General features: G+C 67.4%; 23 protein-coding genes. 19 read left to right on the forward strand and 4 right to left on the reverse strand.

Translation table 11 applies throughout. The features are described from left to right. Positions 1-30 precede the first annotated feature (30 nt). The 16 genes from WOC76_RS07170 (at position 31) to WOC76_RS07245 (ending at position 20720) form a co-directional block, all read left to right on the forward strand. On the forward strand, positions 31-1791 hold the full coding sequence (locus WOC76_RS07170; protein ID WP_341108828.1) for a peptidoglycan D,D-transpeptidase FtsI family protein: 1761 nt from the start codon (positions 31-33) through the stop codon (positions 1789-1791). Then, positions 1791-3245 (forward strand): UDP-N-acetylmuramoyl-L-alanyl-D-glutamate--2,6-diaminopimelate ligase, encoded by a 1455-nt coding sequence (locus WOC76_RS07175; RefSeq protein ID WP_341107990.1) that lies wholly within the window; start codon positions 1791-1793, stop codon positions 3243-3245. Before WOC76_RS07170 ends, WOC76_RS07175 begins: the two co-directional genes overlap by 1 nt. Beyond that, on the forward strand, positions 3242-4660 hold the full coding sequence (locus WOC76_RS07180) for a UDP-N-acetylmuramoylalanyl-D-glutamyl-2,6-diaminopimelate--D-alanyl-D-alanine ligase (RefSeq protein WP_341387801.1): 1419 nt from the start codon (positions 3242-3244) through the stop codon (positions 4658-4660). The genes WOC76_RS07175 and WOC76_RS07180 overlap by 4 nt, the downstream gene beginning before the upstream one ends. A 12-nt stretch (positions 4661-4672) precedes the next feature. Further along, complete coding sequence (gene mraY, locus WOC76_RS07185; protein WP_341107988.1) at positions 4673-5755, forward strand: phospho-N-acetylmuramoyl-pentapeptide-transferase; 1083 nt, start codon at positions 4673-4675, stop codon at positions 5753-5755. Positions 5756-5757: 2 nt separating this feature from the next. After that, entirely contained in the window at positions 5758-7185 is a 1428-nt protein-coding gene (gene murD, locus WOC76_RS07190) for a UDP-N-acetylmuramoyl-L-alanine--D-glutamate ligase (RefSeq protein ID WP_341108827.1), read from the forward strand. Continuing rightward, positions 7182-8342 carry an FtsW/RodA/SpoVE family cell cycle protein gene (locus WOC76_RS07195; RefSeq protein WP_341107987.1) on the forward strand — a complete coding sequence of 387 codons (1161 nt, stop codon included), beginning with the start codon at positions 7182-7184 and terminating at the stop codon, positions 8340-8342. The genes murD and WOC76_RS07195 overlap by 4 nt, the downstream gene beginning before the upstream one ends. A gap of 1 nt (position 8343) precedes the next feature. Further along, the gene (locus tag WOC76_RS07200; RefSeq protein WP_341107986.1) at positions 8344-9444 is read left to right on the forward strand and encodes a UDP-N-acetylglucosamine--N-acetylmuramyl-(pentapeptide) pyrophosphoryl-undecaprenol N-acetylglucosamine transferase; all 1101 of its coding nucleotides are present in this window, start codon (positions 8344-8346) and stop codon (positions 9442-9444) included. Positions 9445-9455: 11 nt separating this feature from the next. Then, on the forward strand, positions 9456-10865 hold the full coding sequence (gene murC / locus WOC76_RS07205) for a UDP-N-acetylmuramate--L-alanine ligase (protein WP_341107985.1): 1410 nt from the start codon (positions 9456-9458) through the stop codon (positions 10863-10865). Next, positions 10862-11782, forward strand: a complete 921-nt coding sequence (murB, locus tag WOC76_RS07210) for a UDP-N-acetylmuramate dehydrogenase (protein ID WP_341107984.1) — start codon at positions 10862-10864, stop codon at positions 11780-11782. The genes murC and murB overlap by 4 nt, the downstream gene beginning before the upstream one ends. 3 nt (positions 11783-11785) lie before the next feature. Further along, positions 11786-13342, forward strand: coding sequence for a hypothetical protein (locus WOC76_RS07215; RefSeq protein ID WP_341387804.1), 1557 nt, complete (start codon positions 11786-11788; stop codon positions 13340-13342). Between the two features lie 141 nt (positions 13343-13483). Continuing rightward, on the forward strand, positions 13484-14407 hold the full coding sequence (locus WOC76_RS07220) for a D-alanine--D-alanine ligase (RefSeq protein ID WP_341107982.1): 924 nt from the start codon (positions 13484-13486) through the stop codon (positions 14405-14407). After that, on the forward strand, positions 14374-15369 hold the full coding sequence (locus WOC76_RS07225) for a cell division protein FtsQ/DivIB (RefSeq protein WP_341107979.1): 996 nt from the start codon (positions 14374-14376) through the stop codon (positions 15367-15369). The genes WOC76_RS07220 and WOC76_RS07225 overlap by 34 nt, the downstream gene beginning before the upstream one ends. A gap of 4 nt (positions 15370-15373) precedes the next feature. Beyond that, the gene (gene ftsA, locus WOC76_RS07230) at positions 15374-16687 is read left to right on the forward strand and encodes a cell division protein FtsA (protein WP_341431551.1); all 1314 of its coding nucleotides are present in this window, start codon (positions 15374-15376) and stop codon (positions 16685-16687) included. Positions 16688-16841: 154 nt separating this feature from the next. Then, the gene (ftsZ, locus tag WOC76_RS07235; protein WP_341107977.1) at positions 16842-18554 is read left to right on the forward strand and encodes a cell division protein FtsZ; all 1713 of its coding nucleotides are present in this window, start codon (positions 16842-16844) and stop codon (positions 18552-18554) included. A 176-nt stretch (positions 18555-18730) separates the two neighbouring features. Beyond that, positions 18731-19654, forward strand: a complete 924-nt coding sequence (gene lpxC / locus WOC76_RS07240; protein ID WP_341389795.1) for a UDP-3-O-acyl-N-acetylglucosamine deacetylase — start codon at positions 18731-18733, stop codon at positions 19652-19654. Between the two features lie 178 nt (positions 19655-19832). Beyond that, a complete protein-coding gene (locus tag WOC76_RS07245; protein WP_341431346.1) occupies positions 19833-20720 on the forward strand; it encodes an outer membrane protein assembly factor BamD in 888 nt (295 codons plus the stop codon). A gap of 4 nt (positions 20721-20724) precedes the next feature. Here WOC76_RS07245 and WOC76_RS07250 read toward each other — a convergent pair whose 3' ends face one another. Further along, positions 20725-21612 carry an alpha/beta hydrolase gene (locus WOC76_RS07250; RefSeq protein ID WP_341107974.1) on the reverse strand — a complete coding sequence of 296 codons (888 nt, stop codon included), beginning with the start codon at positions 21610-21612 and terminating at the stop codon, positions 20725-20727. Positions 21613-21711: 99 nt separating this feature from the next. On the opposite strand from WOC76_RS07250, the gene recN reads away from it, so the two are divergent. Continuing rightward, complete coding sequence (gene recN / locus WOC76_RS07255; protein WP_341107972.1) at positions 21712-23388, forward strand: DNA repair protein RecN; 1677 nt, start codon at positions 21712-21714, stop codon at positions 23386-23388. Positions 23389-23438: 50 nt separating this feature from the next. Here recN and nth read toward each other — a convergent pair whose 3' ends face one another. Beyond that, a complete protein-coding gene (nth, locus tag WOC76_RS07260; protein ID WP_341107970.1) occupies positions 23439-24128 on the reverse strand; it encodes an endonuclease III in 690 nt (229 codons plus the stop codon). 49 nt (positions 24129-24177) lie between these two features. On the opposite strand from nth, the gene WOC76_RS07265 reads away from it, so the two are divergent. Next, a complete protein-coding gene (locus WOC76_RS07265; RefSeq protein WP_341107969.1) occupies positions 24178-24669 on the forward strand; it encodes a DUF2244 domain-containing protein in 492 nt (163 codons plus the stop codon). On the opposite strand, the gene WOC76_RS07270 is transcribed toward WOC76_RS07265, so the two are convergent. Then, the gene (locus WOC76_RS07270) at positions 24662-25315 is read right to left on the reverse strand and encodes a DedA family protein (protein WP_341107968.1); all 654 of its coding nucleotides are present in this window, start codon (positions 25313-25315) and stop codon (positions 24662-24664) included. The two genes, WOC76_RS07265 and WOC76_RS07270, sit on opposite strands and share 8 nt — an antisense overlap. 84 nt (positions 25316-25399) lie before the next feature. Between WOC76_RS07270 and WOC76_RS07275 the strand changes: the two genes are divergently transcribed. Next, positions 25400-26020 (forward strand): hypothetical protein, encoded by a 621-nt coding sequence (locus tag WOC76_RS07275; RefSeq protein ID WP_341431347.1) that lies wholly within the window; start codon positions 25400-25402, stop codon positions 26018-26020. A 205-nt stretch (positions 26021-26225) separates the two neighbouring features. Here WOC76_RS07275 and WOC76_RS07280 read toward each other — a convergent pair whose 3' ends face one another. Then, entirely contained in the window at positions 26226-26666 is a 441-nt protein-coding gene (locus WOC76_RS07280; protein ID WP_341107965.1) for a VOC family protein, read from the reverse strand. Positions 26667-26707 lie beyond the last annotated feature (41 nt).

Consider the following 26707-nt stretch of genomic DNA (forward strand, 5'->3'; position numbering starts at 1 on the left):
AACACGCCAGAGACGACGGTGGAGCCCGAAATGGCGTTCGCCGCCGAGGCGCAGAAGCCGTCACGCTGGCGGGCCATGGTTCGCAGCGTCTTTTCGACGAGCCTCGACAAGAGCGGACCGCGCATGCGGCTCGCGGCGTTGGGCTTTCTGGCGCTTTACGGCGTCATCGGCGCCAAGCTCGTCTATCTCGGCTTCAGGCCCGAGCCGGCCACGACCCGCCGCGCCGCCGCCGAGGCCGTCGCGGCCTCGCGTCCCGATATTCTCGACCGCAACGGCGAAGTGCTGGCGAGCGACGTGAAAGTCATGTCGGTCTTCGCCGAGCCGCGCCGGCTCATCGACAAGGACGAAGCGACGGAGCTGCTCACCGCCGTCCTGCCGGATGTCGACTCCAAGGAGCTGCGCGACCGGCTGGGTTCGAAGAAGGGCTTCGTCTGGGTGAAGCGCGAAGTCTCGCCGCATCAGCGCGACGAGGTGTTTCATCTGGGCCTTCCGGGCGTCGGCCTCATCGCGGAAAACAAACGCGTTTATCCCAATGGTCCGATTGGCGCCCATGTGCTCGGCTTCGCCAATGTCGACAACCAGGGCATCGCCGGCATCGAGAAATACATCGACGGGCAGGGCCTCGCCGATCTGCACAATCTCGGGTTCGGCGGGACGCCGGACGAGCTTCAGCCGGTTACGCTCTCGCTCGACATTCGGGCGACCCATGCGCTGCGCGACGAGCTCGTGAGAGGCGTCGAGCATTTCAAGGCCAAGGCCGGCGCCGCTGCGATCATGGACGTCAATACAGGCGAGCTGATCGCGCTCGCCTCCTATCCCGACTACGACCCCAACAAGCCGACCGAGGCGCTCGATCCGATCCACATCAACCGCATGAATGTCGGCGTCTATGAGATGGGCTCGACCTTCAAGGCGCTCACGATCGCCATGGCGCTCGACTCGGGCAAGGTCAATCTGAACTCCCGCCTCGACGCACGCGGCGCGCTCTCCTTCGGGCGCTTCAAGATTCACGATTATCACGCTCAGAACCGCGCGCTGACCGTGCCGGAGGTTTTCACTTACTCATCGAACGTCGGCACCGCGCGCATGGCGATGGGGCAGGGCGTCGAGAAGCACAAGGCCTTTCTGCGCAAGATGGGCCAGCTCACGCGCATGCGCACCGAGTTGCCCGAAAGCGCCGAGCCGATCGTGCCCAGGAACTGGGGCGAGCTCAATACGATGACCATCGCCTTCGGCCACGGCCTGGCGGTGGCGCCGCTGCAGGCGATGATGGCGGTCGGCGCGCTGATGAACGGCGGCTATCTCATGACGCCCACATTTTTGAAGCGCACGCCGGAAGAGGCGATGAAGAACGCCGTGCAGGTGATCAAGCCTGAGACGAGCGAAGCCATGCGCTATCTCATGCGGCTCAACGCCGAGATCGGCACGGCGAAGAAAGTCGACATCAACGGCTATTACGTGGGCGGCAAGACCGGCACGGCCGAAAAGGTGATCGGCGGCCATTACTCCAAAACCCGCCTGTTCACGACCTTCATGGCCGTCTCGCCCGCCGACAAGCCGAAATATCTCTTCCTCACCATCATGGACGAGCCGCAGGGCCTGCCCGAAACCGGCGGCTATGCGACGGCCGCCTATAATTCGGGCCACGTCACGGGGCAGATCATCGAGCGCGTCGGGCCGATCCTCGGCCTCGCCCCGCGCTTCGAGCCGCCGCATCTGCCCTTCCCGCTGCTCGCCAAACTCGGCTATGGCATGGCCAATGTTCCCGCGACCGGAGGCCATGGCCACTGATGCGTCTCGACAAGCTGCTCGCCATGGACGACCTCGACCCCGCCCTTGCGGGGCTGGAGATCGACGGCCTCACGGCGGATAGCCGCGCGGCCGGCGAGAGCTTCGCCTTTTTCGCTATCCCAGGCCACGCGGGGGATGGCCTTTCCTTTGTGAACGATGCGAAGGCGCGCGGCGCCGTGGTCGTGATCGCTGAGCGCGCGGCCGAATGTCCGCTGCCCCTCGTCGTCGTCCAGGATGTGCGCGCAGCGCTCGCCCATGCGGCGGCGCGCTTCTATCCGCGACAGCCGCAAACGATCGTCGCCGTCACCGGCACGAGTGGCAAGACATCCGTCGTCGCCTTCCTGCGCCAGATCTGGGCGGCGCTCGGCCACGAGGCCGCGTCTCTCGGCACGGTGGGCGTTGTGGATTCTTCCGGCGCGCATTATGGCGCGCTGACGACGCCGGGGCCGGTGGAGCTACACAAGATCCTCGATGACCTTGCGGAACGCGGCGTCACCCATCTCGCCATGGAGGCGTCGTCGCTTGGCATCGATCAGCGCCGTCTCGACGGCGTGCGGCTGAAAGCCGCGGCCTTCACCAATTTCTCGCGCGACCATCTCGACCACCACCGCGACATGGAAGACTATTTCGCGGCGAAGATGCGTCTCTTCGACACGCTGTTGCAGCCGGGCCAGACCGCGGTGATCGACGCCGACGCCGATATTGTGGCGCGGGTGTCGCCGCTTTGCTCGGCGCGCGGTCTCGATGTTTTCAGCGCCGGCAAGAACGGCGACGCTATCAGGTTGAAGGGGGCTTCGCCGAGCGCCCTTGCGACGCGCCTGACGCTCGAACATGCTGGCGAGACCTATCATGTCGAGCTTCCGCTTGCCGGCGCCTTCCAGACCTCCAATGCGCTCGTCGCCGCCGGCCTCGCCATCGCGGCGGGCGACGCGCCGGCTCGCGTTTTCGCCGCGCTCGCTGATCTGAAAGGCGCGCCCGGCCGTCTGGAGCTCGTCGGCGCGCGTGATGGCGCGCCGGTCTTCGTCGATTACGCCCACAAACCCGATGCGCTGGAGAAGGTTCTCGCGACGGTGCGTCCCCTGGCCCCGGGGCGGCTCATCGTCGTCTTCGGCTGCGGCGGCGACCGCGACAGGGGCAAGCGACCACTCATGGGCGAAATCGCCGCGCGCGCCGCAGATGTCGCCATCGTCACCGACGACAATCCGCGCAGCGAGGAGTCCGCCGCGATCCGGGCGGAAATCATCGCCGGGACGCGGGGCGCGGGGAACGCGAAGGTCATCGAGATCGCCGACCGTGGCGAGGCCATCGCCCGAGCCGTGGCGGACCTTCGCGCGGGCGACGCGCTCGTCGTGGCCGGCAAGGGCCACGAGACTGGCCAGATTGTCGGCAATCGCATATTGCCCTTTTCCGATCACGAGGCAGTCGTCAAGGCGCTGCAGGAGCATGGTTCATGAGGCAGGAACCCCTTTGGTCGGGGCTGGCGCTGGTCGGCGCCCTACAGGCGCGGGTCAGCGGCGCGTTGGCGCGCGAGGCGACGGGCGTCTCGATCGATACGCGCACGCTGCAACCCGGCGATCTCTTCTTCGCCATCCGTGGCGAGGCCCGCGACGGCCATGAGTTCGTGCGCGCGGCTTTCGAAAAGGGCGCCGCCGCCGCGGTCATCGACGAGGAGCATGCGCTCGATCTCGCCGGCGCCGGACCGCTTTTCGTCGTCAAGAACGTGCAGCGTTCGCTCGAACTTCTGGGCATGCGCGCGCGCGACCGCTCCGCGGCCTTCATCGCCGCCGTCACCGGCTCGGTCGGCAAGACCTCGACGAAGGATATGACGCGGCTGATGCTGTCGGGCTTCGGCGACACCCACGCCTCGGTCGCCTCCTACAATAATCAATGGGGCGTGCCGCTCACGCTGTCGCGCATGCCGGCCTCGACGCGCTACGGCGTCTTCGAGCTCGGCATGAACCATGCGGGGGAGATCGCCGGCCTTGTGGCGCAGGTGCGCCCGCATGTGGCGGTCATCACGCGCGTCGCGCCGGTCCATCTCGAATTCTTCGACTCCATCGAGGGGATCGCCGACGCCAAGGCGGAAATCTTCACGGGTCTCGAAGGCGGCGTCGCCGTCATCAATCGCGACGACGATCATTACGCCCGTCTTGCGGAAGCCGCCTCGCCCTATGCGGGGCATATCTTCGACTTCGGCGAGTCGGAGAGCGCACAGGCGCGGCTGCTTGCTTGCAGGAGCGTCGGCGACGGGCAGGAAGTCTCCGCCGATATTCTCGGGCGTCGCCTCGTCTATCGCATCGGCGCGCCCGGCAAGCATATCGCGATGAATTCGCTCGCCGCGCTGCTGATCGCCGTCGCCTTCGACATCGACGTGGAGAAGGCCGCGGCGACTCTCGCCGATTTCGCGCCGACGCCGGGGCGCGGCCGGCGCGAGACGCTCGATACGGGCGAGGGCGTCTTCACCCTCATCGACGAGAGCTACAACGCCAATCCGACCTCGATGCGCGCGGCGTTCGATTTGCTGGGCGCCACGGCGCCGGGCGCCCGCGGCCGCCGCATCGCCATCCTCGGCGACATGCTGGAGCTCGGTCCGCAGGCGGGCGAGCTTCACGCCGGCCTCGCCGAGGATCTCGAACGGGCGCGGGTCGATCTTCTGTTCACGTCGGGCCCGCTGATGTCGCGGCTGTATTACGCCGCGCCCGAGGCCATGCGCGGCGCCCACCGCGCCACGCCGCTCGAACTGGAAGAGGCCGTGCTCGCCGCAATTCGGCCGGGCGACGTGGTCATGGTCAAGGGCTCGAACGGGTCGCGCATCTCACGCATCGTCGCCGCCACGAGAGAAAAATTCGCGCCCGAAAAGGCCAGCTGAGGAAGCCGATAGATGCTCACGCTGCTTGCGGAACTGTCTTCCTATTTCAGTCCGCTCAACATTTTCCGCTACATCACCTTCCGCGCCGCGATGGCGGCGGCGACAGCGCTGTTCTGCGTCTTCTTCTTCGCGCCCGAAACCATCGCGGCGCTGCGCGTCCGTCAGGGCAAGGGACAGCCAATTCGCACGGATGGGCCGCAATCGCATCTCCTGACCAAGAAGGGCACGCCGACCATGGGCGGGCTCATGATCCTCTCGGGCCTCGTCGTCGCGACGCTGCTGTGGGCGAAGCTCAGCAACGCCTATGTGTGGATCGTCCTTTTCGTCACCGTGTCGTTCGGCGCGATCGGATTTTATGACGACTATCTGAAAGTCACGAAACAGTCCCACGCCGGATTCTCCGGCAGGGCTCGCCTGGCGCTCGAATTCGTCATCGCCGCCATCGCCTGCTACTTTCTCACCAAGGTCGGCGGCGAGAACATGTCGAAGCTCGCCATCCCGATGGTCAAGGGCTACGTCGGCTCTCTGGGCGTGTTCTTCCTCGTCTTCGGCGCCTTCGTCATCGTCTCGGCCGGCAATTGCGTCAATCTCACCGACGGCCTCGACGGCCTCGCCATCGTGCCCTCGATGATTGCGGTGGGGACTTTCGCGATCTTCGCCTATCTCGTCGGCAATTCGATCTTCTCCAACTATCTCGGCGTCAACTACGTCGCCGGCGTCGGCGAGCTGACGATCGTCTGCTCCGCCTTCATCGGAGCGGGGCTCGGCTTTCTCTGGTACAACGCGCCCCCGGCGCAGATCTTCATGGGCGACACCGGCTCCCTCGCGCTCGGCGGGCTGCTCGGCACGGTGGCCGTGGCGGTGAAGCAGGAATTCGTGCTCGCCATCGTCGGCGGCCTCTTCGTGCTGGAAGGCGCCTCGGTCATCATCCAGGTCGCCTATTTCAAGACCACCGGCAAGCGCATCTTCCTGATGGCGCCCATCCACCATCACTTCGAGCAGAAGGGCTGGAAGGAGCCGCAGATCGTCATCCGCTTCTGGATCATCGCCTTCGTCCTGGCCCTGACGGGTCTCGCCACCCTGAAGCTGAGGTGAGCATGACGCCCGTCACGACCTTCAGGGGCAGGACTGTCGCGCTTTTCGGCCTCGGCGGCTCGGGCCTTTCCACCGCCAGGGCGCTGATTGCCGGCGGCGCCCATGTCTGCGCTTGGGACGATGGCGAAGCCGGACGGCTGAAGGCCGTCGCCCAGGGCGTGCCGCTCGAGGATCTGTCGCAGAGCGACTGGTCGCGTTTTGCCGCGCTGATCCTGACGCCCGGCGTGCCCCTGACGCATCCCGAGCCGCACTGGACCGTGTCGCTCGCCCGCGCGGCGGGAGTCGAGATCATCGGCGACGTGGAGCTGTTCTGCCGTGAGCGCAGGGCGCATACGGGCGGCTCTCCCTTCATCGCCATCACCGGCACCAATGGCAAATCGACAACGACCGCGCTGATCGCGCATATCCTGCGCGAGGCGGGCCGGGACGTGCAGCTCGGCGGGAATATCGGCGTGCCGATCCTCGATCTCGAGCCGCCGTCGGATGAGCGCATTCACGTCATCGAGTGCTCGTCCTTCCAGATCGATCTCACGCCCTCGCTCGATCCGACGATCGGGGTGCTGATCAATCTGACGCCCGACCACATCGACCGGCACGGAACGATGGAGAATTACGCCGCCGTCAAGGAGCGGCTCGTGACGGGGGCCGAAGTGGCGCTCGTCGGCGTCGATGACGCCTTTACCCACGCCATTGGCGCGCGCCTCGCCGCCAATCGACGCGACGGCCAGCGCATCGTTCCGGTCTCCGGCGCGCGGGCGCTCGACTGGGGCTTCTATGTCGAGAAGGGCGAGGTCCATTTCCGCGAACAGGGACATCCGCCGGAGGAGGCGGAGCTTCTCGGTTCGCTTGCCGGCGCGCGGGCGCTGCGCGGCGCGCACAATGCGCAGAACGCCGCTTTCGCCGCCGCGGCGGCCTGGGAGTGCGGTCTCGAGGACGAAGAGATCGCCCGCGGCCTGCAAAGCTATCCCGGCCTGCCGCACCGCATGGAGGAGGTCGGCCGCATCGAGCGGACGCTTTTCGTCAACGACTCGAAGGCGACCAATGCTGACGCCGCGGAGAAGGCGCTGGCGAGCTTTACCGATATCTACTGGATCATCGGCGGCAAGCCGAAGGAAGGCGGCATCGCGCCGCTGCGCGATCATTTCCCGAGAATCCGCAAGGCCTATCTGATCGGCGCGGCGAGCGATGATTTCGCCCGCACGCTCGACGGCGCGCTGCCCTATGAGCGGTGCGAGACGCTGGACGTCGCCACGTTCCGCGCCGCCTGCGACGCGCTCGAGGGCGACGCCGCCGAGCCGATCGTGCTGCTGTCGCCGGCCTGCGCCTCATACGACCAGTTCAAGAATTTCGAGGTGCGCGGCGACGCGTTCCGCAGGCATGTGCAGGAACTGCCCGCCAAACTCTCTGCCCGCAGAGGAGGAAACCCATGATTTCGCGCGCCGAGCGAACCGCATTTTCGGACTGGGCGTGGACGGTCGACCGCTGGCTTCTGGCCGGCATCGGCCTGCTCATCATCTCGGGTCTCGTGTTCGCGATGGCGGGCAGCCCGCCGGTCGCCGAGCGACTGCATCTGCCGACCTTCCATTTCGTCAACCGGCAGGTGGCCTATCTCCTGCCGGCGCTTGCGGTGATGATCGGAACGTCCTTCCTCTCGCCCCGCCATGTACGCCGCGCCGCGCTGGTCATCTTCATCATCTCCCTCGCGCTCGTCGTCGGCACGCTGTTCTTCGGGCAGGAGGTGAAGGGCGCCAAACGCTGGATCTTCGGCATTCAGCCGTCGGAATTCCTGAAGCCCGCCTTCGTGGTGGTCGTCGCCTGGGCCTTTTCGGAAGGCGCCCGGCGCAAGGACGTGCCGGGCAATGTGATTGCGATACTCCTGTTCCCGCTGACGATCGGCCCGCTCATCCTTCAGCCCGATTTCGGCCAGACCATGCTGGTTTCGATCGTCTGGGGCGCCCTGTTCTTCATGGCCGGCCTTCATATCATCTGGGTCGTGGGGCTCGGCGGCGCGGCGCTGCTTTCGGCGCTGCTCGCCTATAAATTCGTGCCGCATGTCCATGCGCGCATCGAGGCCTTTCTGGAGCCGCCGCCGCCCGTCGCGGGCGTGCCCGCGAATTTCCAGTCCGAGACCGCGCTCGAAAGCTTCATCGCCGGCTCGTGGTTCGGCAAGGGGCCGGGCGAGGGCACGGTGAAGCGCATCCTGCCGGACTCGCATACGGACTTCATCTTCGCCGTCATCGGCGAGGAGTTCGGCGTCATCGTCTGCATCTTGCTGGCGTCGGTCTTCGCCTTCATCGTGGTACGCGGGCTGTTTCTGGCGGCGCGCAACGAAGACCCCTTCTGCCGCTTCGCCACCGCCGGGCTGGTCATGCTGTTCGGCCTGCAAAGCTGCATCAATATGGCGGTGAATGTGCATCTGATGCCCGCGAAGGGCATGACGCTGCCCTTCGTTTCCTATGGCGGCTCCTCGCTCATTTCGCTGTCGCTCGGCATGGGTTTTCTGCTTGCCGTCACCCGTAAGCGCCCGCGCACCCGCGTCCTGACCGAGGTCGCCGCGAGCGGCGCGCCTGTTCCGGCGGCGGCGTGACATGACGCAGGGTCCGATCCTCCTCGCCGCCGGCGGCACCGGCGGCCATTTGTTCCCGGCCGAGGCGCTCGCCCACGCCCTCGCCGCGCGCGGCGTCGTCGTCGATCTCGTCACCGACGAGCGCGCGCTCGCCTATGGCGGCGGTTTTCCGGCCCGCGCCATGCACTGTATTCCCGCGGCGACCCCGCGGGGCGGCTCGCTCATCGAGCGCGCGCGGGCGGTCGGGCGCCTCGCCTATGGAACGGCGCAGGCGGCGGCGCTGCTGCGGGCGTTGAAGCCGAGCGCCATCATCGGCTTTGGCGGCTATCCCACCGTGCCGCCGCTGCTCGCGGCCTCTTTTCTGAAGATCCCGAGCGTGCTGCACGAGTCGAACGGCGTCATGGGCAAGGCGAACCGCTTCCTTGCCGGTCATGTCGACAGCATCGCCGCGGGGCTCGCCAATCTCGCCGTGCCCGCGCCCTTGCAGGGCAAGGTCGTCGTCTCCGGCAATCCGGTGCGGCCCAATGTGCTCGAAGCCGCGAAGCTTCCCTATCCCGGTTTCGAGGACGGCCTGTTCCGTCTGCTCGTCACCGGGGGCTCGCAAGGCGCGCGCGTGATGGCCGACATCGTGCCGGAGGCGATCGCCGCGCTTTCGGCCGACCGGCGCGCCCGCATCCGGCTCGTGCAGCAAACCCGCGCGGAAGACATGGACCGTGTCGGGGCGGCCTATGCCCGCGCCAATGTGGAAGCCGAGACCGCGCCTTTTTTCACTGATCTGCCGCTGCGCATGGCGCAGGCGCATTTCATCATCGCCCGCGCCGGCGCCTCGACGGTGTCGGAGCTCGCGGTCATCGGCCGGCCCGCGATGCTCGTGCCGCTCCCCCATGCGCTCGATCAGGATCAGGCGGCGAACGCCGCCTTTCTGCAGCAGGCGGGGGCCGCCGAGACCGTGCGGCAGACCGACTTCACGCCGGCCTTTCTCTCCGCGCGTCTAGCCGCGCTCATCGACGCGCCGCACGACCTCGCAGAGCGCGCCGAGGCCGCGAAGCGCGTCGGCGTTCCCGATGCGGCCGAGAGACTTGCGGATCTGGTTTTAACCGTCGCGCAACGCCGCGCGTCGTAACGGAGACAGTCATGAAACTGCCGCGCGATCTCGGCCCCATTCACTTTGTCGGCATCGGCGGCATCGGCATGTCCGGCATCGCCGAGGTGCTGCTCAATCTCGGCTACAAGGTGCAGGGCTCCGACGCGACCGAAAACGCCAATGTGAAGCGCCTGTCGGAAAAGGGCGCGACCGTCTTTGTCGGCCATGACGCGAAAAATCTCGGCGACGCCGCGGTGGTCGTGGTCTCGACGGCGATCAAGCGCGACAATCCCGAGCTCGCGGCGGCGCGCGAAAAGCGCCTGCCCGTGGTGCGCCGCGCTGAAATGCTCGCCGAGCTGATGCGCCTCAAGCAGTGCGTCGCCATCGCCGGCACGCATGGCAAGACGACGACGACCTCGCTCGTCGCGACCCTGCTCGACGCCGGGGGGCTTGATCCGACGGTCATCAACGGCGGCATCATCAACGCGTACGGCACCAATGCGCGACTGGGCGCCGGCGAGTGGATGGTGGTCGAGGCCGACGAAAGCGACGGCACCTTCCTCAAGCTTCCGGCCGATGTCGCGATCGTCACCAATATCGATCCCGAGCATCTCGATCACTTCCATACGTTCGACGCGATCAAGGACGCCTTCCGCGCCTTTATCGAGAATATTCCCTTCTACGGCTTTGCGGTCATGTGCCTCGATCATCCGACGGTGCAGGAGCTCGTCGGCAAGATCGAGGACCGCCGCGTCATCACCTATGGCGAAAATCCGCAGGCCGACGTGCGGCTGCTCGACGTCGATCTCGAAGGCGGGGTCTCGCGCTTCAACATTCTGCTGCGCGACCGCAAGACGGCGCAGGCGACCTATCTGGAAAATCTGCTGCTGCCCATGCCCGGCCATCACAATGCGCTGAACGCCACGGCGGCGGTGGCGGTCGCCTATCAGCTGGGCCTCTCGCCCGATCAGATCCGCAAGGCGCTCGCGGGCTTTGGCGGCGTCAAGCGCCGCTTCACCCGCACGGGCGAGTGGAACGGCGTGCAAATCTTCGACGATTACGGCCATCATCCGGTGGAGATCGCCGCGGTGCTGCGCGCCGCGCGGGCCTCGACGAAAGGCAAGGTCGTGGCGGTGATGCAGCCGCATCGCTTCACGCGCCTGCAATCGCTCTTTGATTCCTTCGCGACCTCCTTCAACGACGCCGACGTGGTGATCGTCGCCGATGTCTATGCGGCGGGCGAGCAGCCCATTCCCGGCGTCGACCGCGACGCGCTGGTGAACGCCATCCGCGCCCATGGCCATCGCCGCGCCATGGGTCTGCCGTCGCCGGAAGTGCTGCCGGCCATGGTGCGCGAGATCGTGGCGCCGGGCGATTACGTCGTTTGCCTGGGCGCCGGCAATATCACGCAATGGGCCTATGCGCTGCCGGAGCAGCTTGCCTCGGGCGGCGCGTCATGACCTTCCCCGATCTCGGCGCGGACATCGCCGCGCGCATGCCGGAGCTTCGCGGCAAGCTCTCCGCCAACGAGCCGCTTGCGCCCTACACCTGGTTTCGCGTCGGCGGGCCGGCGCAGCTTTTCTTCATGCCCGCAGACGAAGCCGATCTCGCTTATTTCCTCGCGCGGCTGCCCAAGGAGATTCCGGTCGTCGTCATCGGCCTCGGCTCCAATCTCATCGTGCGTGACGGCGGCGTCGCGGGCGTCGTCATCCGCCTGTCGGCGAAGGGCTTCGGCGAGATTGCCGTCGAGGACGGATGCCGGCTGCGCGTCGGCGCCGCCGCGCCGGATGTGAAGGCGGCCCGGGCGGCGGCCGAGGCGGGGATAGACGGCCTCGCCTTTTATCGCGGCATTCCCGGCGCGATCGGCGGCGCGCTGCGCATGAACGCGGGCGCGCATGGCGGCGAGACGAAGGATGCGCTCATCGAAGCGCGCGGCGTCGACCGCGAGGGCAATATCCGCATCTTCGCCAACGCCGACATGGGCTATAGCTACCGGCACTGCGCCGCGCCCGAGGACGTGATCTTCACGCAGGCGCTCTTTCAGGGGCGGCCCGGCGATCCGCAGGCCATTCTCGCCGAAATGGACCGCATCACCCAGGCGCGCGAAGCCTCGCAGCCGATCAGGGAAAAGACCGGCGGCTCGACCTTCAAGAATCCGGAAGGCCACAAGGCCTGGCAGCTGATCGACGCGGCCGGGTGCCGCGGGCTCGTCGTCGGCGACGCGCAGGTCAGCGAGATGCATTGCAATTTTCTCATCAATCGCGGGCAGGCGACCGCCGCCGACATCGAGACCCTGGGCGAGACCGTCCGCCGCCGCGTCAGGGAGACGAACGGCGTCGATCTGCACTGGGAAATCAAACGCATCGGGATTCCCTAGAGAATGAGCTTCCTGACGTCCCGCAGCCTGCCCCTCTCTCGCGAGACGCCACGCGTCGCGGCCTTTCTCGCCAGCCCCTTGACGACGCTTCTGCTCATCGCGGCGGCGATTGCGTTACAGGCCGCGGGCCATATCGACTGCGACGTTTCCTGGTTCATCACCTTCGCCGAGAAGGTCGTCGACGGGGCCGTTCCCTATGTCGACGTGACGGACCCCAACCCGCCGGCGGCCTTTCTGGTTCTGGCGCCGGCCGTGAGGCTGGCGCGGGCGCTCGGTCTCGCCGTCGAGCCCGTCGTCGCCGCGCTCGTCTTTTTCGCCGGCTTCCTGTCTCTCACGTTCAGCGCCGCCGCGATCGTCCGTTATGGCGCCCCGCGCTCGCGCGAGGATCGGGGGCTCCTGCTCAATGCGTCGGTCTTCCTGTTGCTCGTGGCGCCCGCGCATGTCTTCGCAGAGCGGGAACATATGGCGCTGTTGGCGCTCATGCCCCTGCTGGCGATGCTCGCGGCGCGCGCCGAGGGCGGGCGGGCGCCCATGCCGCTGCGCCTCCTCGCCGGTCTCGGGGGCGGTCTGGCCGTCTGTTTCAAGCCGTTTTTCGCGCTCGCCATATTGCTGCCGGCGCTGGCGCTGGCCGCAAGGGAGCGTTCGCCGCGCCTGTTGCTCTCCGGAGAGACGGCGGCCGCCGCCGCGCTCGTCCTGCTCTATGGCGCCCTCACGCTCGTCTTCTTCCCGGCCTATGCGCGGGATGCGCTGCCCCTGATCGCGGACGTTTATCAGCCGGCTCGGGAGAGTTGGGCCAGGCTCGCGCTGAGTCTGGCGCCCTTCAACGTCGCCCTTCTCGTCGCGCTCGCCGCAGCGTCGGCGCAGGGCTTCGCGCATCCGCCGGCGGCGCCGGGCTTCGTGGCGCCGGCGGCCGCGCGCGTCTGCGCCTTCGCGTCGCTCGGCTTTCTCGCAGCCTTTCTCCTGCAAGGGAAAGGCTGGATGAATCACGCCTATCCGGGGCTCGCGCTCGCGCTCCTCGCCTGGTGCTTCTTCGCGCTCGACCCGCATCCGCGCGCCCGCGCGGCCCGAGACGGCCGGCTGTTCAAATTCGTCTTCCTGCCGCTCTTCCTCTCCGCCCCGGCCATGTTCGGAGCGGGCGCGATGCTGGGGGATTTCGAGGAGCATCCGGGTCTCGACGCCGGGATCGCCCGCGTGGCGCCGGCGCATCCGCGTCTCATTGCCCTCGCCCGCGAACTTTCCTTTGGCCATCCTGTCACGCGCCAGCTCGGCGGAACATGGGTCGGTCGCCCCAATGCGCTCTGGCTGGCGAGCCTTGCCGGCTATCTTCTGCCGGGCGCAAAGGACCCGGCCTGGCGCGCCCGGCTCGAGGGCTACCGGCGACGTGATCTCGCGGGCTTCGCCGAGGATGTCCGCGCCGGGCGGCCGGATGCGATCATCGTCGAGGACAGGGCGACGCGCGAATGGACGCTGGCGCAGCCCGAGACAACGCATGCGCTCGATGGCTATGAAAAGACGGGGCAGGTGGAAGAGGTCGAGATCTGGACCCGGAAGGCCCCCTGACGGCGTTGCGCCCCCAGGCGCCGCAACGTAGCCTCTGGCCAAAGAGATTCGCGCAGGCGAGCGCGCTCGCCCCGCCTGCGGCAAAGCGCCGCCGGCCGTCCTGGGGACGCCCCTGTCACTTTCTGATTCAACGAGAGCCTCATGACCAAACACGTCGCCGTTCTGATGGGCGGACTCTCCGCCGAACGCGAGATTTCCCTGCGCTCCGGCGCGGCCTGCGCGAAGGCGCTGGCGGAGCAGGGCTATCGGGTCACGTCGGTGGACGTGGGGCGCGACGCCGCGAGCGTTCTGGGCGAGCTGAAGCCGGACGTGGCCTTCAACGCGCTGCACGGCAAATATGGCGAGGATGGCTGCATCCAGGGCGTGCTGGAGCTCCTGCGCATTCCCTACACCCATTCCGGCGTGCTCGCCTCCTCCATGGCGATGAAGAAGGACGTGGCCAAGCTCGTGATGTCGGCGGCGGGCGTCCCGGTCCCGAGAGGTCGCGTCGTGCATCGGCTCGACGCCGCGCGGGCCCATGCGCTGCCGGCGCCCTATGTGCTCAAGCCGGTCTCGGAAGGCTCTTCCTTCGGCGTCTTCATCATTCGGGACGACAGCGCGCCGCTGCCCGCGGAGCTCGCCGCCGCGGACTGGGAGCACGGGGATCTGATGCTCGCCGAGCAGTTCGTGGACGGCCGCGAACTCACCTGCGCCGTGATGGGCGATCGCGCCCTGGACGTGATCGAGATCCTCGCCGCCGACGGCGGCTGGTACGACTTCCACGCAAAATACGCGAAAGGCGGCTCGAAACACCTTCTTCCGGCAAATCTTAAAGAGAAAATTTACCAAGAGGTCCAACATTTAGCGATCGAGGCTCACAGAGCTCTCGGCTGTCGCGGCGTCAGCCGCGCCGACTTCCGATACGACGACCGCCCCGAAGGCACGGGGGAACTCGTCGTATTGGAGGTCAACACGCAGCCGGGGATGACGGAGACCTCGCTCGTGCCAGAAATGGCGGTTTTTGCAGGTTTTTCGTTCGGCGAGCTCGTCAAATGGATGGTGGAAGACGCATCCTGCGATCGTTAGGGCAGACGACTGCCCTTCCGCTCGTTCATTTTCCTGCCGCCGAGCCCCAGGCCGCCGTCGCCGGCGGCCCCATTCCCGCCGCCGCGTCCGCCGCCAACGCCGTTCCTCCCCGCGCCGTTCCACGCCGCCGCGCGGCGGACCTGCCTGTTCTCGACCGCTTCGCCTTTCTGGGGCGGCCCGGCGTCGGCCTTTTCGGCCTCGCCCTGCTTTTTGGCGGCGTCGGCTTCGCCGGCATGGTGCAGAACGGCGGCTATGACGCGCTCGTCGCGCGCGAGGGCCAGCCCTGGGACATCGCCGCCCGCGCCATCGGCTTCGATATTGCGGGGGTGACCATCACCGGCCAGTCGCGGCTGACCGAGAAGGAGTTGCTCCGGGCCGGGGGCGTCGACGCCCGCAACTCGCTGCCTTTCATGGACGCCGCCGAGGTACGCGAGCGGCTGATGGCGATCCCGCTTGTGAAATCGGCGCGGGTGATGAAGCTCTATCCCAATCGACTCGTCATCGCGATCGAGGAGCGTCGGCCGCATGCGCTCTGGCAGCAGGACGGCCGGATCACGGTCGTCGCGGACGACGGCGTCGCCATCGACGAACTGCGCGACGAAAGATACCTCGGCCTGCCGTTCGTCGTCGGCGAGGGCGCGCAGAAGCGGCTGCCGGAATTCCTGCAACTGATGGCCGGTCTCGGCGATCTGGCGCAGCGCGTGAAGGCCGGCGTGCTGGTGTCCGGCCGCCGCTGGGACCTCGACATGACCAACGGCATGCTGATCAAGCTGCCGGAGGAAAATCCCGCGCGCGCCGTGGGAACTCTGCTGCGCCTCCAGCGCGAGGCGAGAATTCTCGAGAAGGATGTGATGTCGATTGACCTGCGCGCGCCTGATCGCGTCGCCGTGCGCCTGACCGAGGAGGCCGCCGCCGCGCGTGAGGCGGCGCTTCCGCACAAATCCAAGAAGACGGGTGGTTAGCGTTATGAAGCCCCAACTCGTATTGCCGCGTTTGAAGCCCCTCGCGTCGCGTCGCTCTGCGACGTTCGCCGCGCTCGACGTCGGCACGTCGAAGATCGCCTGCCTGATCGCCCGCCTCACGCCGGCGAGTCAGACTGCGCCCGGCGACTGGCGCACCCATCGGGTCCGCGTGCTGGGCATCGGCCATCAGCGGTCGCTCGGCGTCAAGAACGGCCTCGTCATCGACATGGACGAGGCGGAGCGCGCCATTCGCCAGACGGTCGACGCCGCCGAGCGCATGGCCGGCGTCCAGATCGACCGCGTCATCGTCACCGCCTCCGGCGGGCGGCTGGCCTCCGAGCATTTCACCGCTAAGCGCGCTATCGGCGGGCGTGAGGTGGCGGCGGCCGATATTCACCGCGTGCTGGAGGCCTCGGCGGCGCATCATCTGCATCGCGGCCGGGTCGCCGTGCATTCGCTGCCCACTGGCTTCTCGCTCGACGGCGTCGACGGCATACGCGAGCCCAAGGCGATGATCGGCGAGGAACTCGGCGTCGATCTGCATGTGGCGACCTGCGATCACGCCGCGGCGCGCAATCTTCTTCTCGCGGTCGAGCGCGGCCACCTCGGCGTCGCCGGCATGGCCGCCGCGCCTTATGTCGCCGGCCTCTCGGTGCTCGAGCCGGACGAAGCCGAAATGGGCGTCATCGTCGTCGACATGGGCGCGGGCTCGACCTCGCTCGCGGTCTTCGCGCATGGCGAGATGACGCATCTCGACGCCGTGACGCTCGGCGGCAATCATGTCACCATGGACATCGCCCGCGGCCTCGACGCGCGGCTCGCCGACGCGGAGCGCCTCAAGACGTTTCATGGCTCCGCCATTTCCTCGACCTCGGACGAGCGAGAGACGGTCTCTTTCGTACACGTCGGGGAGCACGGCCACCACAAGGCTCACGCGCCAAAGTCCCACCTCGTGCGAATCATCCGCCCGCGCATCGAGGAGACTTTAGAATTTCTTCGCGACCGTCTGGCGCGCGCTGGTCATCCGTCCGGCCCGAGCCGCCGCATCGTTCTCACCGGCGGCGCCAGCCAACTCACCGGCGCGGCGGAGTCTGCGCGCCGCATTCTCGGCGGCCAGGTCCGCGTCGGACGCCCGATCGGCGTCGAAGGTCTTCCCGATCCCGCGCGCTCGCCCGCCTTTGCGGCGGCGGCGGGACTGCTCGTCTTTCCGCAAGTCGCGGCGCGCGAATATTTCGAGCCCCACCGCGCCGAGCGAACGGCGACGGGAACGGACGGCTACATGAGGCGAGTGGGTAGATGGTTAAAGGAAAGCTTCTAGAATCGCGGCCAAGTGATTCTCCCCATTGAGGCAATCCGGCCTGAAACGCCGGGCCTCGAACAAATAACCGAGGACGAAGCGTTCGGCGACGGGGCGTCCAAGGATTGGAACAACCGACGCCGAAGAGCTGTGTAAATTCCGAGAGGCCTGGCAAATGACGATTAATCTCAAAGCGCCCGAATTGAGGGAATTGAAGCCCCGCATCATGGTGTGCGGCGTCGGCGGCGGCGGCTGCAACGCCGTCAACAACATGATCTCGTCCGGTCTTTCTGGCGTCGACTTCCTCGTCGCCAACACGGACGCGCAGGCGCTGGCCTCGTCGCCGGCCGAGCGCGTCATCCAGATGGGCCTGCAGGTGACCGAGGGTCTCGGCGCCGGCGCGCAGCCGGAAGTCGGCCGCGCCGCCGCCGAGGAGGCGCGCGAGGAAATTCGCGAGCAGCTCCAGGGCGCGCATATGTGCTTCGTCACCGCCGGCATGGGCGGCGGCACGGGCACGGGCGCGGCGCCGGTGATCGCCCAGATCGCACGCGAGATGGGCATCCTCACCGTCGGCGTCGTCACCAAGCCCTTCCATTTCGAAGGCCAGCGCCGCCTGCGCATTGCCGAGTCCGGCATTTGCGAACTCCAGAAATGCGTCGACACGCTGATCGTCATCCCGAACCAGAACCTGTTCCGCATCGCGACCGAAAAGACGACCTTCGCGGACGCCTTCGCCATGGCGGATCAGGTGCTTTACTCGGGCGTCGCCTCCGTCACCGATCTCATGGTGAAAGAGGGCCTCATCAATCTCGATTTCGCCGACGTGCGTTCGATCATGCGCGGCATGGGCAAGGCCATGATGGGCACGGGCGAAGCCACGGGCGAGCGCCGCGCCAATCTCGCCGCCGAGGCGGCGATCGCCAATCCGCTGCTCGACGAAGTGTCCATGAAGGGCGCGCGCGGCCTGCTGATCTCGATCACCGGCGGCCACGACCTCACGCTCTATGAAGTCGACGAGGCGGCGAGCCGCATCCGTCAGGAAGTGGACGAGGACGCCAACATCATCCTCGGCGCCACCTTCGACTCGGCGCTCGAGGGCGTCGTGCGCGTCTCGGTCGTCGCCACCGGCATCGATCTCGCCGCGATCACCGCCGACGATCCGACGAGCGCGGCCCGTATGGCGGAGGCGGCCGAGCGCATGCGCGCCCAGCTGCAGCAGCAGGCGAAGCCGCAGCCCTCGGCCATCCCGGTCGTCGAAACCTCGGCGCAGGTCTACGCCATGCCCGAGCGCGCGCCTGCGCCGGCCTATCAGCCGGAAATGCGCGAGCCGGCGCCGGCGTCCTATTACGCCGAGCCGGCGCCGGCCGCGCCGCCCCAGATGACGACCAACGGCGTCTATCTCGAGCCGGTCGGCGCCCGCCCGACCTATGGCGACCCGCGCATGCAGGAGCCGGCGCAGCGCATGATGGCCGAGCCCGCGCCGACGGGCTATGTGCCGCCGCCGCCGGAAATGCCGCGCACGCCGCGCATGCCGTCGATCGAGGACTTCCCCAAGCCGGTTCAGGATCAGATGCGCCAGCATCGCGGCGAGGCGGTCCACGACCCGCGCCGTAAGTCGATCTTCGAGCGCCTCGCCTCCTTCGGCGCGAGCCGTCAGGAGGACGGGATGCCGGGCGCCCCTGCGCCGCAGCATCAGCCCCCGGCGCCGCCGCGCGCCCCGGCGCAGCAGCCCTCGACGGTGTCGGAATATGGCAAGCGTCCGGCCGGCGCGCCGCAGCCGGCGCACGCCGCGCTCGACCCGCATGGCCGCCGTCCGGCGCAGCCGCGCCCTGCCGAGGACGACCATCTCGAAATCCCGGCCTTCCTGCGCCGGCAGTCGAGCCACTGACCATCAGGCGCCCGCCTCGACAAGGGCCCGCTTTGCGCGGGCCTTTGTTTTTGGCGGGGCTTCCCGGTCTGTAATAAACTGTAAGAAAGCGTTACTGGAGCCCGGCGGCCCGATTGCGCTAATCTTCGCGGTAAATCCGGATCGTCGGCCAAGCCTCACGGGGGAGGATTTTTCTCATTCGCCCGAAGTCCCGACCCTCATCGGTTTCGAGCCTTTTCGCGCGCGCGGCGCAGACCACGCTTGCCAGACCCGCGGTTCTCTCGGGCCGGGGCGTGCATGGCGACCGGCCAGCCAGGGTGACGCTTCTTCCCGCCGCCGCAAATTCGGGCGTGGCGTTCAGCGTCGGCGGAGCCGAGTTGCGCGCCGACTGGCGTGGGGTCGACGCCACGCAGATGCGCACGCGCCTCTCGTCCGGCGAGGCGAGCGTCTCGACCGTCGAGCATCTTCTCGCCGCGCTCGCCGGACTCGGCCTCGACAATGCGCTCGTTCTGGTCGAAGGCGACGAAGTTCCGGCCATGGACGGATCGGCTCAGGCTTTCGTCGAGGCGATCGACGAGGCGGGCGTCGTCGCGCTCGCCGCGCCGCGCGCCTGCCTGCGCGTCGTCAAGCCCGTGCGGGTCTCGCAGGGCGCCGCCTGGGCGGCCTTGATGCCGGCCGCGCGCGGCCTGAGTCTCGACGTGGAGATCGCCTTCGAGGGGCCGATCGGCCGCCAGCGGCGCAGACTGGCGCTGACGCCCCAGAGCTTTCGCGCCGAACTCGCGCGCGCCCGCAGCTTCGGCTTCCTGCGCGACGCGGAGCGTTTGTGGCGGGCGGGGCTCGCGCTCGGCGCCACTCTGGAAAATACCGTGGTGCTCGATGGCGAGACTGTGTTGAATCCGCAAGGATTGCGCTACGCCGACGAATGCCTGCGCCACAAGATGCTCGACGTGGTGGGCGACCTCGCCCTGGCCGGCGCCCCGATCGTCGGCGCTTTTCGCTCCTTCAGGGGCGGACACGGGCTCAATATGGCGCTGCTCGAGGCGGCGATGCAGGCGGGCGCGCTGGCGCGCGCGGAGGCCGCAGAGGCCAGCGAGCGGCCCATGCTTCAGCCCTCGCCATAATCTCGCCAGAAGAAAATCCTTCCTTCTCGCAGATCACTCTCCGTCGCAACGCGCAGCCAGCGCCGCGATGACGCGGGCCGGCCGCCGGCGCCGCGAGTGGCGGGGCGCGGCGGATTAGGCTAAAACGTCGCGCGGCAGCGTCGGGGGCTGCTGCTCATTGCCGCAAGGGGCACTTGATATGTCGCTTTCCAACGCTTCCTTCCGCTCGTCCGCTTTGCTCGTCGCAGCCGCCCTGGCCTTCTCCGCTGCGCCCGCCCGCGCCGATCTGATGGATTCGATCACCAGCGGCTTCGGGCTTCTCGGCGGCGGCGAAAAATACAAGATGGAAGTCACGCCCGACGTTCCGGCCGACACACTCTACAACCAGGGCCTCGCCAAGCTGAAAGCAAAGGATTACGAGGGCGCCGCGAAGAGATTCTCCGAGCTCGAGAAGACCTATCCGTCATCCGAATGGGCGCGCAAAGGCCTGCTCATGACGATCCACGCCCAGTTCGAAAAGCCCGCCTATGACGATGCGGTGCAGTCTGCGCAGCGCTACATCGGGCTCTATCCGAACTCGGCCGATACGCCTTACGTTTATTACATCGCCGGCATGTCCTATTATAATCAGGTGCCGGACGTGATGCGCGACCAGTCGTCTGCGGAAAAGGCGCTTTCGATCTTCCAGGAGCTCGTCACCAAATATCCGAAGTCGGAATATGTCGCCGACGCGCGTTACAAGATGGGCGTCGCCCGCGACCAGCTCGCCGCCAAGGAAATGCAGGTCGGCCGCTTCTATCTCACGCGCAAGAACTATCCCGCGGCCATCAACCGGTTCCACGAGGTTCTGTCCAAATTCCAGACCACCCGACATACGGAGGAGGCGCTCTATCGCCTCACCGAAGCCTATCTCGCCATGGGCGTCACCAATGAGGCGCAGACCGCGGCCGCGATTCTAGGGCACAATTTCCCGGATTCGCAGTGGTACAAGGACGCTGTCGAGCTGCTGAAGAGCGACGGGCTGGCGCCGCACGAATATACCGATTCCTGGCTCTCAAAGATCGGCAAGACGCTGCACGCCATCTGAGGTCTTACGGGGCGAGATGCGCTCGCAGGAAGCGGCCCGCCTGCGCCAGCGCGCGCCGGCCGTCCGCAAGGCCGGCGTTCCACATCTGCCAGGCGTGAATCATATGCGGCCAGATTTCCAGCGTGACCGCCACATTCGCGGCGCCCGCCGCCTCGGCGAAGCGCGTCGAATCCGAGAGAAGCGTCTCCGCCGCTCCGACCTGTATGAGCAGGGGCGGCAGCTCCGCCAGATCGGCGAAGAGCGGCGAGAGCCTCGGATCCTTGCGGTCGGCGCCCGCAGCATAGGCGCTCGCAAGCTCCTCGAGATAAGGCTTGTGGATCAGCGGATCGACGGCGTCTTTTGTTGCGAGCGTCTCGCCCGATAGGGTGAGATCCGTCCAGGGCGACGAGAGCCACAGACAGGCCGGCGTCGCGGCGCCGCCATCGCGCTGCCGCATCGCCAGCGCCACGCAAAGTCCGCCGCCGGCGCTATCGCCGCCAAGGGCGACGTGTTTCGCGGAAAGTCCCTGCGCCTCCAGAAAACGCCAGGCGGCGAAGGCGTCGTCGTGCGCGGCGGGGAAGGGATGCTCTGGCGCCAGCCGATAGGCGACCGCGAGGGTGCGCGCCCCGGCGGCGCGGCCCGCTTCCGTGACCATGCGGCGATGGCTCACGATCGAACCCGAGCAATAGCCGCCGCCATGGAAGAACAGCAGGACCCGGGACGGATCGGCGCCCGGCGCGAGCGACCATTCGGCCGCGAGCCCGCCGATTGTTACGGGCGTCAGGGCGATATCGGACGCGACCGGCCAATGGGCGCCGACGTCCTCGATCCGCGCGCGCCGCTCCGCCCAGCCGACCGGGCGCGGCCTGGCGGCGAGGAGCGCGCGAACACGGTTGATTTCGTCATCGGCCATGCCAACCTCCCCGCGAAGCGGCGAATCGCCTTTGCCGTCCACAGAATAATGGCCGCCGCGCCGCGCCCCGCGACGGCCGGCCGACTAAAGTAGAGCGTCATGCTGGTCCGTCTGTCCATACGCGACATCGTGCTGATCGATGCGCTCGATCTCGACTTCGGGCCGGGGCTGACGACGCTCACCGGCGAGACGGGCGCGGGCAAGTCGATCCTGCTCGACGCCTTCATGCTCGCGCTCGGCGGGCGCGGCGACGCCTCGCTCGTGCGCGCGGGCTGCGAGCAGGGGCAGGTGACGGCGGTCTTCGATCTGGCACCCGATCATCCCGCCCATCTCGCGGCGCGCGAATTTGGCCTCTCCTCCGAGGACGAACTTGTGCTGCGCCGGGTGCAGGCGGCCGACGGGCGCACCCGCGGCTTCGTCAATGATCAGCCGGCGACGGCGCAGGCGCTGCGCGCCATCGGGGGCGAACTCGTCGAAATTCACTGCCAGCACGACGACCGCGCGCTCGTCGATCCGAACGCCCATCGCGCGCTGGTCGATGCGCATGGCGGCCTTTCCGGGCAGGCGGGGGAGACGCGCGCGAGGCATGGCGCCTGGCAGGCGGCGCGCCGCCTGCTCGCCGAGGAGGAGGCGCGCATCGCCAGGGCGCGGGCCGAGGCTGATTATCTCCGCCACGCCCATGAGGAGCTGACGAAGCTCGGCCCGCAGGAGGGCGAGGAGGAGGCGCTGGCCGAGCGGCGCCTGTTCATGCAGCGCGCCGAAAAGGTTGCGACCGACATTCGCGACGCGCTCGCCGCTTTCGCCGACGAGCGCGGCCCGGCGGCCGAGATCGCGCAAACCGCGCGCCGGCTCGAACGCCGCCTGACGCAGGCGCCCACGATTCTGGAGCCGCCGGCCCGCGCTTTGGCGCAGGCGGTCGACGCGCTCGGCCTCGCCGAACAGGCGCTGGAGCAGGCCCTCGCCGAGACGCGTTTCGATCAGGCCGAACTGGAGCGCGTCGAGGAGCGGCTTTTCGCCCTGCGCGGGGCCGCGCGCAAATATCAGGTTCCCGTGCCGGAGCTGCCGCGTCTTGCGGCTAAATTTGCAGACGACCTCGCGGCGCTCGACGCCTCCGAGGCGCGGCTCGTCGCGCTCGGCAAGGGGCTCGAGGCGGCCAAGGCCGACTATGACGAGTCGGCGAGCGCGCTCTCCGCCGCGCGCCGAAAGGCGGCGAAGACGCTCGACGCCCTCGTCGACGCGGAGCTCGCGCCCCTCAAGCTCGAGGGCGCGCATTTCTCGACGCAGATCACGAGCGACCCCGAGAATCCCGGGCCGGAGGGGATCGACCGCGTCGAATTCTGGGTGCAGACCAATCCGGGCTCGCGTCCGGGTCCGCTGACCAAGGTCGCATCCGGGGGCGAGCTCGCGCGTTTCATGCTGGCCCTGAAGGTCGTGCTCGCGGATCGCGGCTCGGCGCCCACGCTCGTCTTCGATGAGATCGACACGGGCGTCGGCGGCGCGGTGGCGCACGCCATCGGCCAGCGCCTCGCACGGCTCGCCTTACGCGCGCAAGTTCTCGCCGTCACTCACGCGCCGCAGGTCGCCGCCCGCGCGAGCCGGCATTTGCGCATCAGCAAGGGCGCCCCGGCGAAGGGCAAGGAAAAGCGCGTGGCGACGCGCGTCGCCGTTCTGGCCGAGGCCGAACGGCGCGAGGAGATCGCGCGCATGCTCTCAGGCGCAGCGATCACCGACGAAGCGCGCGCGGCGGCGATGCGGCTCCTGGAGGGAGCGGGATAGGGGCGGGGGCGCCACCTCTGCGGCGCATGGGCGCTTCTCGATCCGCCTTTTCAAGCCGTCTTCTGCTTGAACGTGCACAACTCATAGAGAATGCACCGCGCGCATTCCGGCTTCCTGGCCTTGCACACATAACGCCCGTGCAGAATGAGCCAGTGGTGCGCGTGCAGCAGGTATTTTTCCGGCACGACCGCCTCGAGTCCCGCTTCGACCGCTTCCGGCGTCGCGCCCTTCGCGATCGGCAGGCGGTTGGACACCCGGAAGATATGCGTGTCCACCGCGATGGTCGGCTGATGGAATGCAATGTTGAGCACCACATTCGCCGTCTTGCGGCCGACGCCGGGCAGGGCGATCAGCTCCTCGCGCGTTCGAGGCACTCTTCCGCCGTGCCGCTCGATCAGCATCTGCGACAGCGCCACGACATTCTTCGCCTTGGTGCGAAAGAGGCCGATGGTCTTGATCGCCTCGCGAACCCGCTCCTCGCCGAGCGCGACCATTTTCTCGGGCGTATCGGCCAGAGCGAAGAGGGCAGGCGTCGCCTTGTTCACCCCGGCGTCCGTCGCCTGCGCCGAGAGCACGACGGCGACGAGGAGGGTGAAGGGATTCGTGTAATGGAGTTCGCCCTTCGGCTCGGGATTGGCCTCGGCGAGGCGGGCGAAGATCGCTTCGATGCGTGCGGCCTCCGCGGCGCGCTTGCGCCCTCTCGCCGCGCTCTTCGAGCCTGCGCTGTTTCTTCCTGCCATCGGCGCGTTATATCTTTACGTTCGGAGGGACGAAAGACGCTGCTCGCCCATGTCGGATCCTTTTGACGAACCCATCTTTCAGACGCGCCTGACGCCGCACCGATCCTTGACCCCCGGCGGTTTCTACTTGCTGATCGTGGTCTTTTGCGTCGCGCAGGGCGTCTTCGCCATCCCCTTTCTTTTCATGGGCGCCTGGCCGGTCGCGGGCTTCATGGGGCTCGACGCGCTTGCCCTCTTTGTCGCCTTCCGCGTCAGCTTCCGCGACGCGCGCGCTTATGAGACGCTCGACCTGACGCCGCTGGAACTCGTCTTCGCAAAGGTCGGCGCCGGCGGGCGGCGGCGAGAATGGCGATTCAATCCCTCATGGGTGCGTCTCGAACAGAAAGTGCACGAGGAATTCGGGACGCAGAGCGTGGCGCTGGTCTTTCGCGGCGAGGCGGTCGAGGTCGGCAGTTTTCTGGGGCCGGATCAGAAAGCGGAACTCGCCAAAAACCTGTCCCGGGCGCTGGCGGCCGCCCGGCTCGGTCCTCGTTTCAGCTAGAGCCGCCGCCGCGCTGGGAGAGCATGTCGTCCGCCTCGCGCATCAGCCGCGCCTCGTTCGCCTTGTAATAGCGCCACAGCATGAAGCCGCCGCCAATGGCGCACAGGACGCCAAGCGTCGCGAGGGGGCCGTGCACCTTCTCGAAGCCCGCCGTGAGGTAATAGGCGCCAAAGCCGAAGACCATCGCCCAGACGACGCCGCCCGCGGCGTTGAAGAGGAAGAAGCGCCCCGCCGGCAGACGATTGGCGCCTGCAAGCAGCGCCGCGAGAATGCGCAGCAGCGCGACGAAGCGGCCGAAGAAGACGATGGCGCCGCCCCATTTGTAGAAAAGATATTGGCCAAGTCGCAGCTTGCTGGCGCCGATTCCCACGCGCCAACCATGCCGTTCGAGGAAGCGATAGCCGAACTCGCGGCCGATCCAGTAGCCGATATTATCGCCGACGATCGCGCCGCCAGCGGCCGCCAGAACGATGGCGTCGATCGACAGCGCGCCCGAGAGCCTGGCGTAGATGGACGCGCCGACGAGCATGGTCTCGCCTGGAAGCGGCAGGCCGGAGCTTTCGAGCGCCACGACGGCGAAAATCGCCCAATAGCCATAGGCCGAGAGAACCGAGGCGATCTGCGCCTGCTCGAGAAAATGGCCCATCCCCGCTACCTCGCTCGGCGAAAACCGGCGGGAGCCGTCGCTCGACCGGCGCTCGAAAGCTTCGCTGCCGGTAGATATAGGCCCTTGAATCAAGAAAGCGACGCCCGACGGCGCCGCTTTCGATGCGTAAAGCCGGAGTGTTTTTTACTGATATTGATGCAGGCCCAGGCAGCTCAATTCGATCGGCAGGGGCCGGCCGAGAACGACGTCGTCATCCAAGAAGAGCGCTCCGTCCTCGAGCGCCGGTTCGAGCACCGCGCGCAGGCCCATGAGCAAAGGCTGGTCGTCGCCCGTTATCCTCTCCCGCAGCGCATCGCGAACGCCATCATCCGCCCGGCGCGCAAACTCACGTACAACCGCGGCGACGAATCTCCCCACACCCATGCCCTTCTGATGCGCGGCGACGCGCACGCGCTCGGCGAAACGGCCGCCGATGCACGAAAGCGCAGCCTGGGCGACCATCTCGTTGGAGCAGGAATGAATGAGATCCGCAACCAGCATGGTGTCCTCCGCTTCTCTTACTTGTTTCAGCCTCTTTTGCCCTCTTCATTGGCGCGCTTCTCGCGCGCTTCGATGAAAAGCCGAACAGCCCGCGCGCCAGTGCATCGAGCCGTCCACCTTGGAAAAACCTGGCCTCGAAAAGAGGCCGGGCGCATCGGTCGAGCCAAGAGCTTCGTTGGCAAACTCATGGTTCGCGACGCATAACCGCTCTACGCTCCCACTGTGACCGGGGTACGACGAGCAGCGACAAGTTGTACGACGAGGAGACGCTACGCGCCCATGCAGCGCCTCCGTATGAACGCAACGCGCCACTTGCGCCGAAGTTTCATGCGGAAGGTAAAAATTCGTCGCTGCGCATGCGAAAAGCAGACCAGTCAGCGAAGCTTGTGCGGCGCAGCGTCCCTGAGCCTCACCAGGCGCCCACATTGGCGGCCGAGGCCCAGGGCTCCTTGGGAGGCAGCGGCTCGCCTTTTTGCAGCAGTTCGATGGAAATGGCGTCCGGCGTGCGCACAAAGGCCATGTGGCCGTCGCGCGGCGGGCGGGAAATGGTCACGCCTGCTTTCTGAAGCCTTTCGCAAATCTCGTAAATGTCCTCCACCGCGAACGCCAGATGGCCGAAATTGCGGCCGCCCCCATATTCGTGCTCGTCCCAGTTATAGGTCAGCTCGATCGTCGGCGCGCCGCTTCGTCTGGCCTCATCCAGATCAGCGGGCGCCGCAAGATAGACGAGCGTATAGCGGCCCTTATCATTCTCGGTGCGTCGCACTTCCTTCAGTCCCAGAATGTCGCAGAAAAAATGCAGCGAACGGTCGAGATCGCCCACGCGGATCATCGAATGCAGAAATTTCATCCCTCACAACTCCCATCGAATGAGCCGATCGTCGGCTTCAG

Origin of the sequence: Methylocystis sp. IM3 (assembly GCF_038070105.1) — a bacterium.
Classification (GTDB): domain Bacteria; phylum Pseudomonadota; class Alphaproteobacteria; order Rhizobiales; family Beijerinckiaceae; genus Methylocystis.

What these genes read in the sequence shown, in the direction of transcription:
- WOC76_RS07170 (WP_341108828.1), top strand. Translation starts at nt 31, where the DNA reads ATGGCGTTCGCCGCCGAGGCGCAGAAGCCGTCACGCTGGCGGGCCATG.
- WOC76_RS07175 (WP_341107990.1), top strand. Translation starts at nt 1,791, where the DNA reads ATGCGTCTCGACAAGCTGCTCGCCATGGACGACCTCGACCCCGCCCTT.
- WOC76_RS07180 (WP_341387801.1), top strand. Translation starts at nt 3,242, where the DNA reads ATGAGGCAGGAACCCCTTTGGTCGGGGCTGGCGCTGGTCGGCGCCCTA.
- mraY (WP_341107988.1), top strand. Translation starts at nt 4,673, where the DNA reads ATGCTCACGCTGCTTGCGGAACTGTCTTCCTATTTCAGTCCGCTCAAC.
- murD (WP_341108827.1), top strand. Translation starts at nt 5,758, where the DNA reads ATGACGCCCGTCACGACCTTCAGGGGCAGGACTGTCGCGCTTTTCGGC.
- WOC76_RS07195 (WP_341107987.1), top strand. Translation starts at nt 7,182, where the DNA reads ATGATTTCGCGCGCCGAGCGAACCGCATTTTCGGACTGGGCGTGGACG.
- WOC76_RS07200 (WP_341107986.1), top strand. Translation starts at nt 8,344, where the DNA reads ATGACGCAGGGTCCGATCCTCCTCGCCGCCGGCGGCACCGGCGGCCAT.
- murC (WP_341107985.1), top strand. Translation starts at nt 9,456, where the DNA reads ATGAAACTGCCGCGCGATCTCGGCCCCATTCACTTTGTCGGCATCGGC.
- murB (WP_341107984.1), top strand. Translation starts at nt 10,862, where the DNA reads ATGACCTTCCCCGATCTCGGCGCGGACATCGCCGCGCGCATGCCGGAG.
- WOC76_RS07215 (WP_341387804.1), top strand. Translation starts at nt 11,786, where the DNA reads ATGAGCTTCCTGACGTCCCGCAGCCTGCCCCTCTCTCGCGAGACGCCA.
- WOC76_RS07220 (WP_341107982.1), top strand. Translation starts at nt 13,484, where the DNA reads ATGACCAAACACGTCGCCGTTCTGATGGGCGGACTCTCCGCCGAACGC.
- WOC76_RS07225 (WP_341107979.1), top strand. Translation starts at nt 14,374, where the DNA reads ATGGATGGTGGAAGACGCATCCTGCGATCGTTAGGGCAGACGACTGCC.
- ftsA (WP_341431551.1), top strand. Translation starts at nt 15,374, where the DNA reads ATGAAGCCCCAACTCGTATTGCCGCGTTTGAAGCCCCTCGCGTCGCGT.
- ftsZ (WP_341107977.1), top strand. Translation starts at nt 16,842, where the DNA reads ATGACGATTAATCTCAAAGCGCCCGAATTGAGGGAATTGAAGCCCCGC.
- WOC76_RS07245 (WP_341431346.1), top strand. Translation starts at nt 19,833, where the DNA reads ATGTCGCTTTCCAACGCTTCCTTCCGCTCGTCCGCTTTGCTCGTCGCA.
- WOC76_RS07250 (WP_341107974.1), bottom strand. Translation starts at nt 21,612, where the DNA reads ATGGCCGATGACGAAATCAACCGTGTTCGCGCGCTCCTCGCCGCCAGG.
- recN (WP_341107972.1), top strand. Translation starts at nt 21,712, where the DNA reads ATGCTGGTCCGTCTGTCCATACGCGACATCGTGCTGATCGATGCGCTC.
- nth (WP_341107970.1), bottom strand. Translation starts at nt 24,128, where the DNA reads ATGGCAGGAAGAAACAGCGCAGGCTCGAAGAGCGCGGCGAGAGGGCGC.
- WOC76_RS07265 (WP_341107969.1), top strand. Translation starts at nt 24,178, where the DNA reads ATGTCGGATCCTTTTGACGAACCCATCTTTCAGACGCGCCTGACGCCG.
- WOC76_RS07270 (WP_341107968.1), bottom strand. Translation starts at nt 25,315, where the DNA reads ATGGGCCATTTTCTCGAGCAGGCGCAGATCGCCTCGGTTCTCTCGGCC.
- WOC76_RS07280 (WP_341107965.1), bottom strand. Translation starts at nt 26,666, where the DNA reads ATGAAATTTCTGCATTCGATGATCCGCGTGGGCGATCTCGACCGTTCG.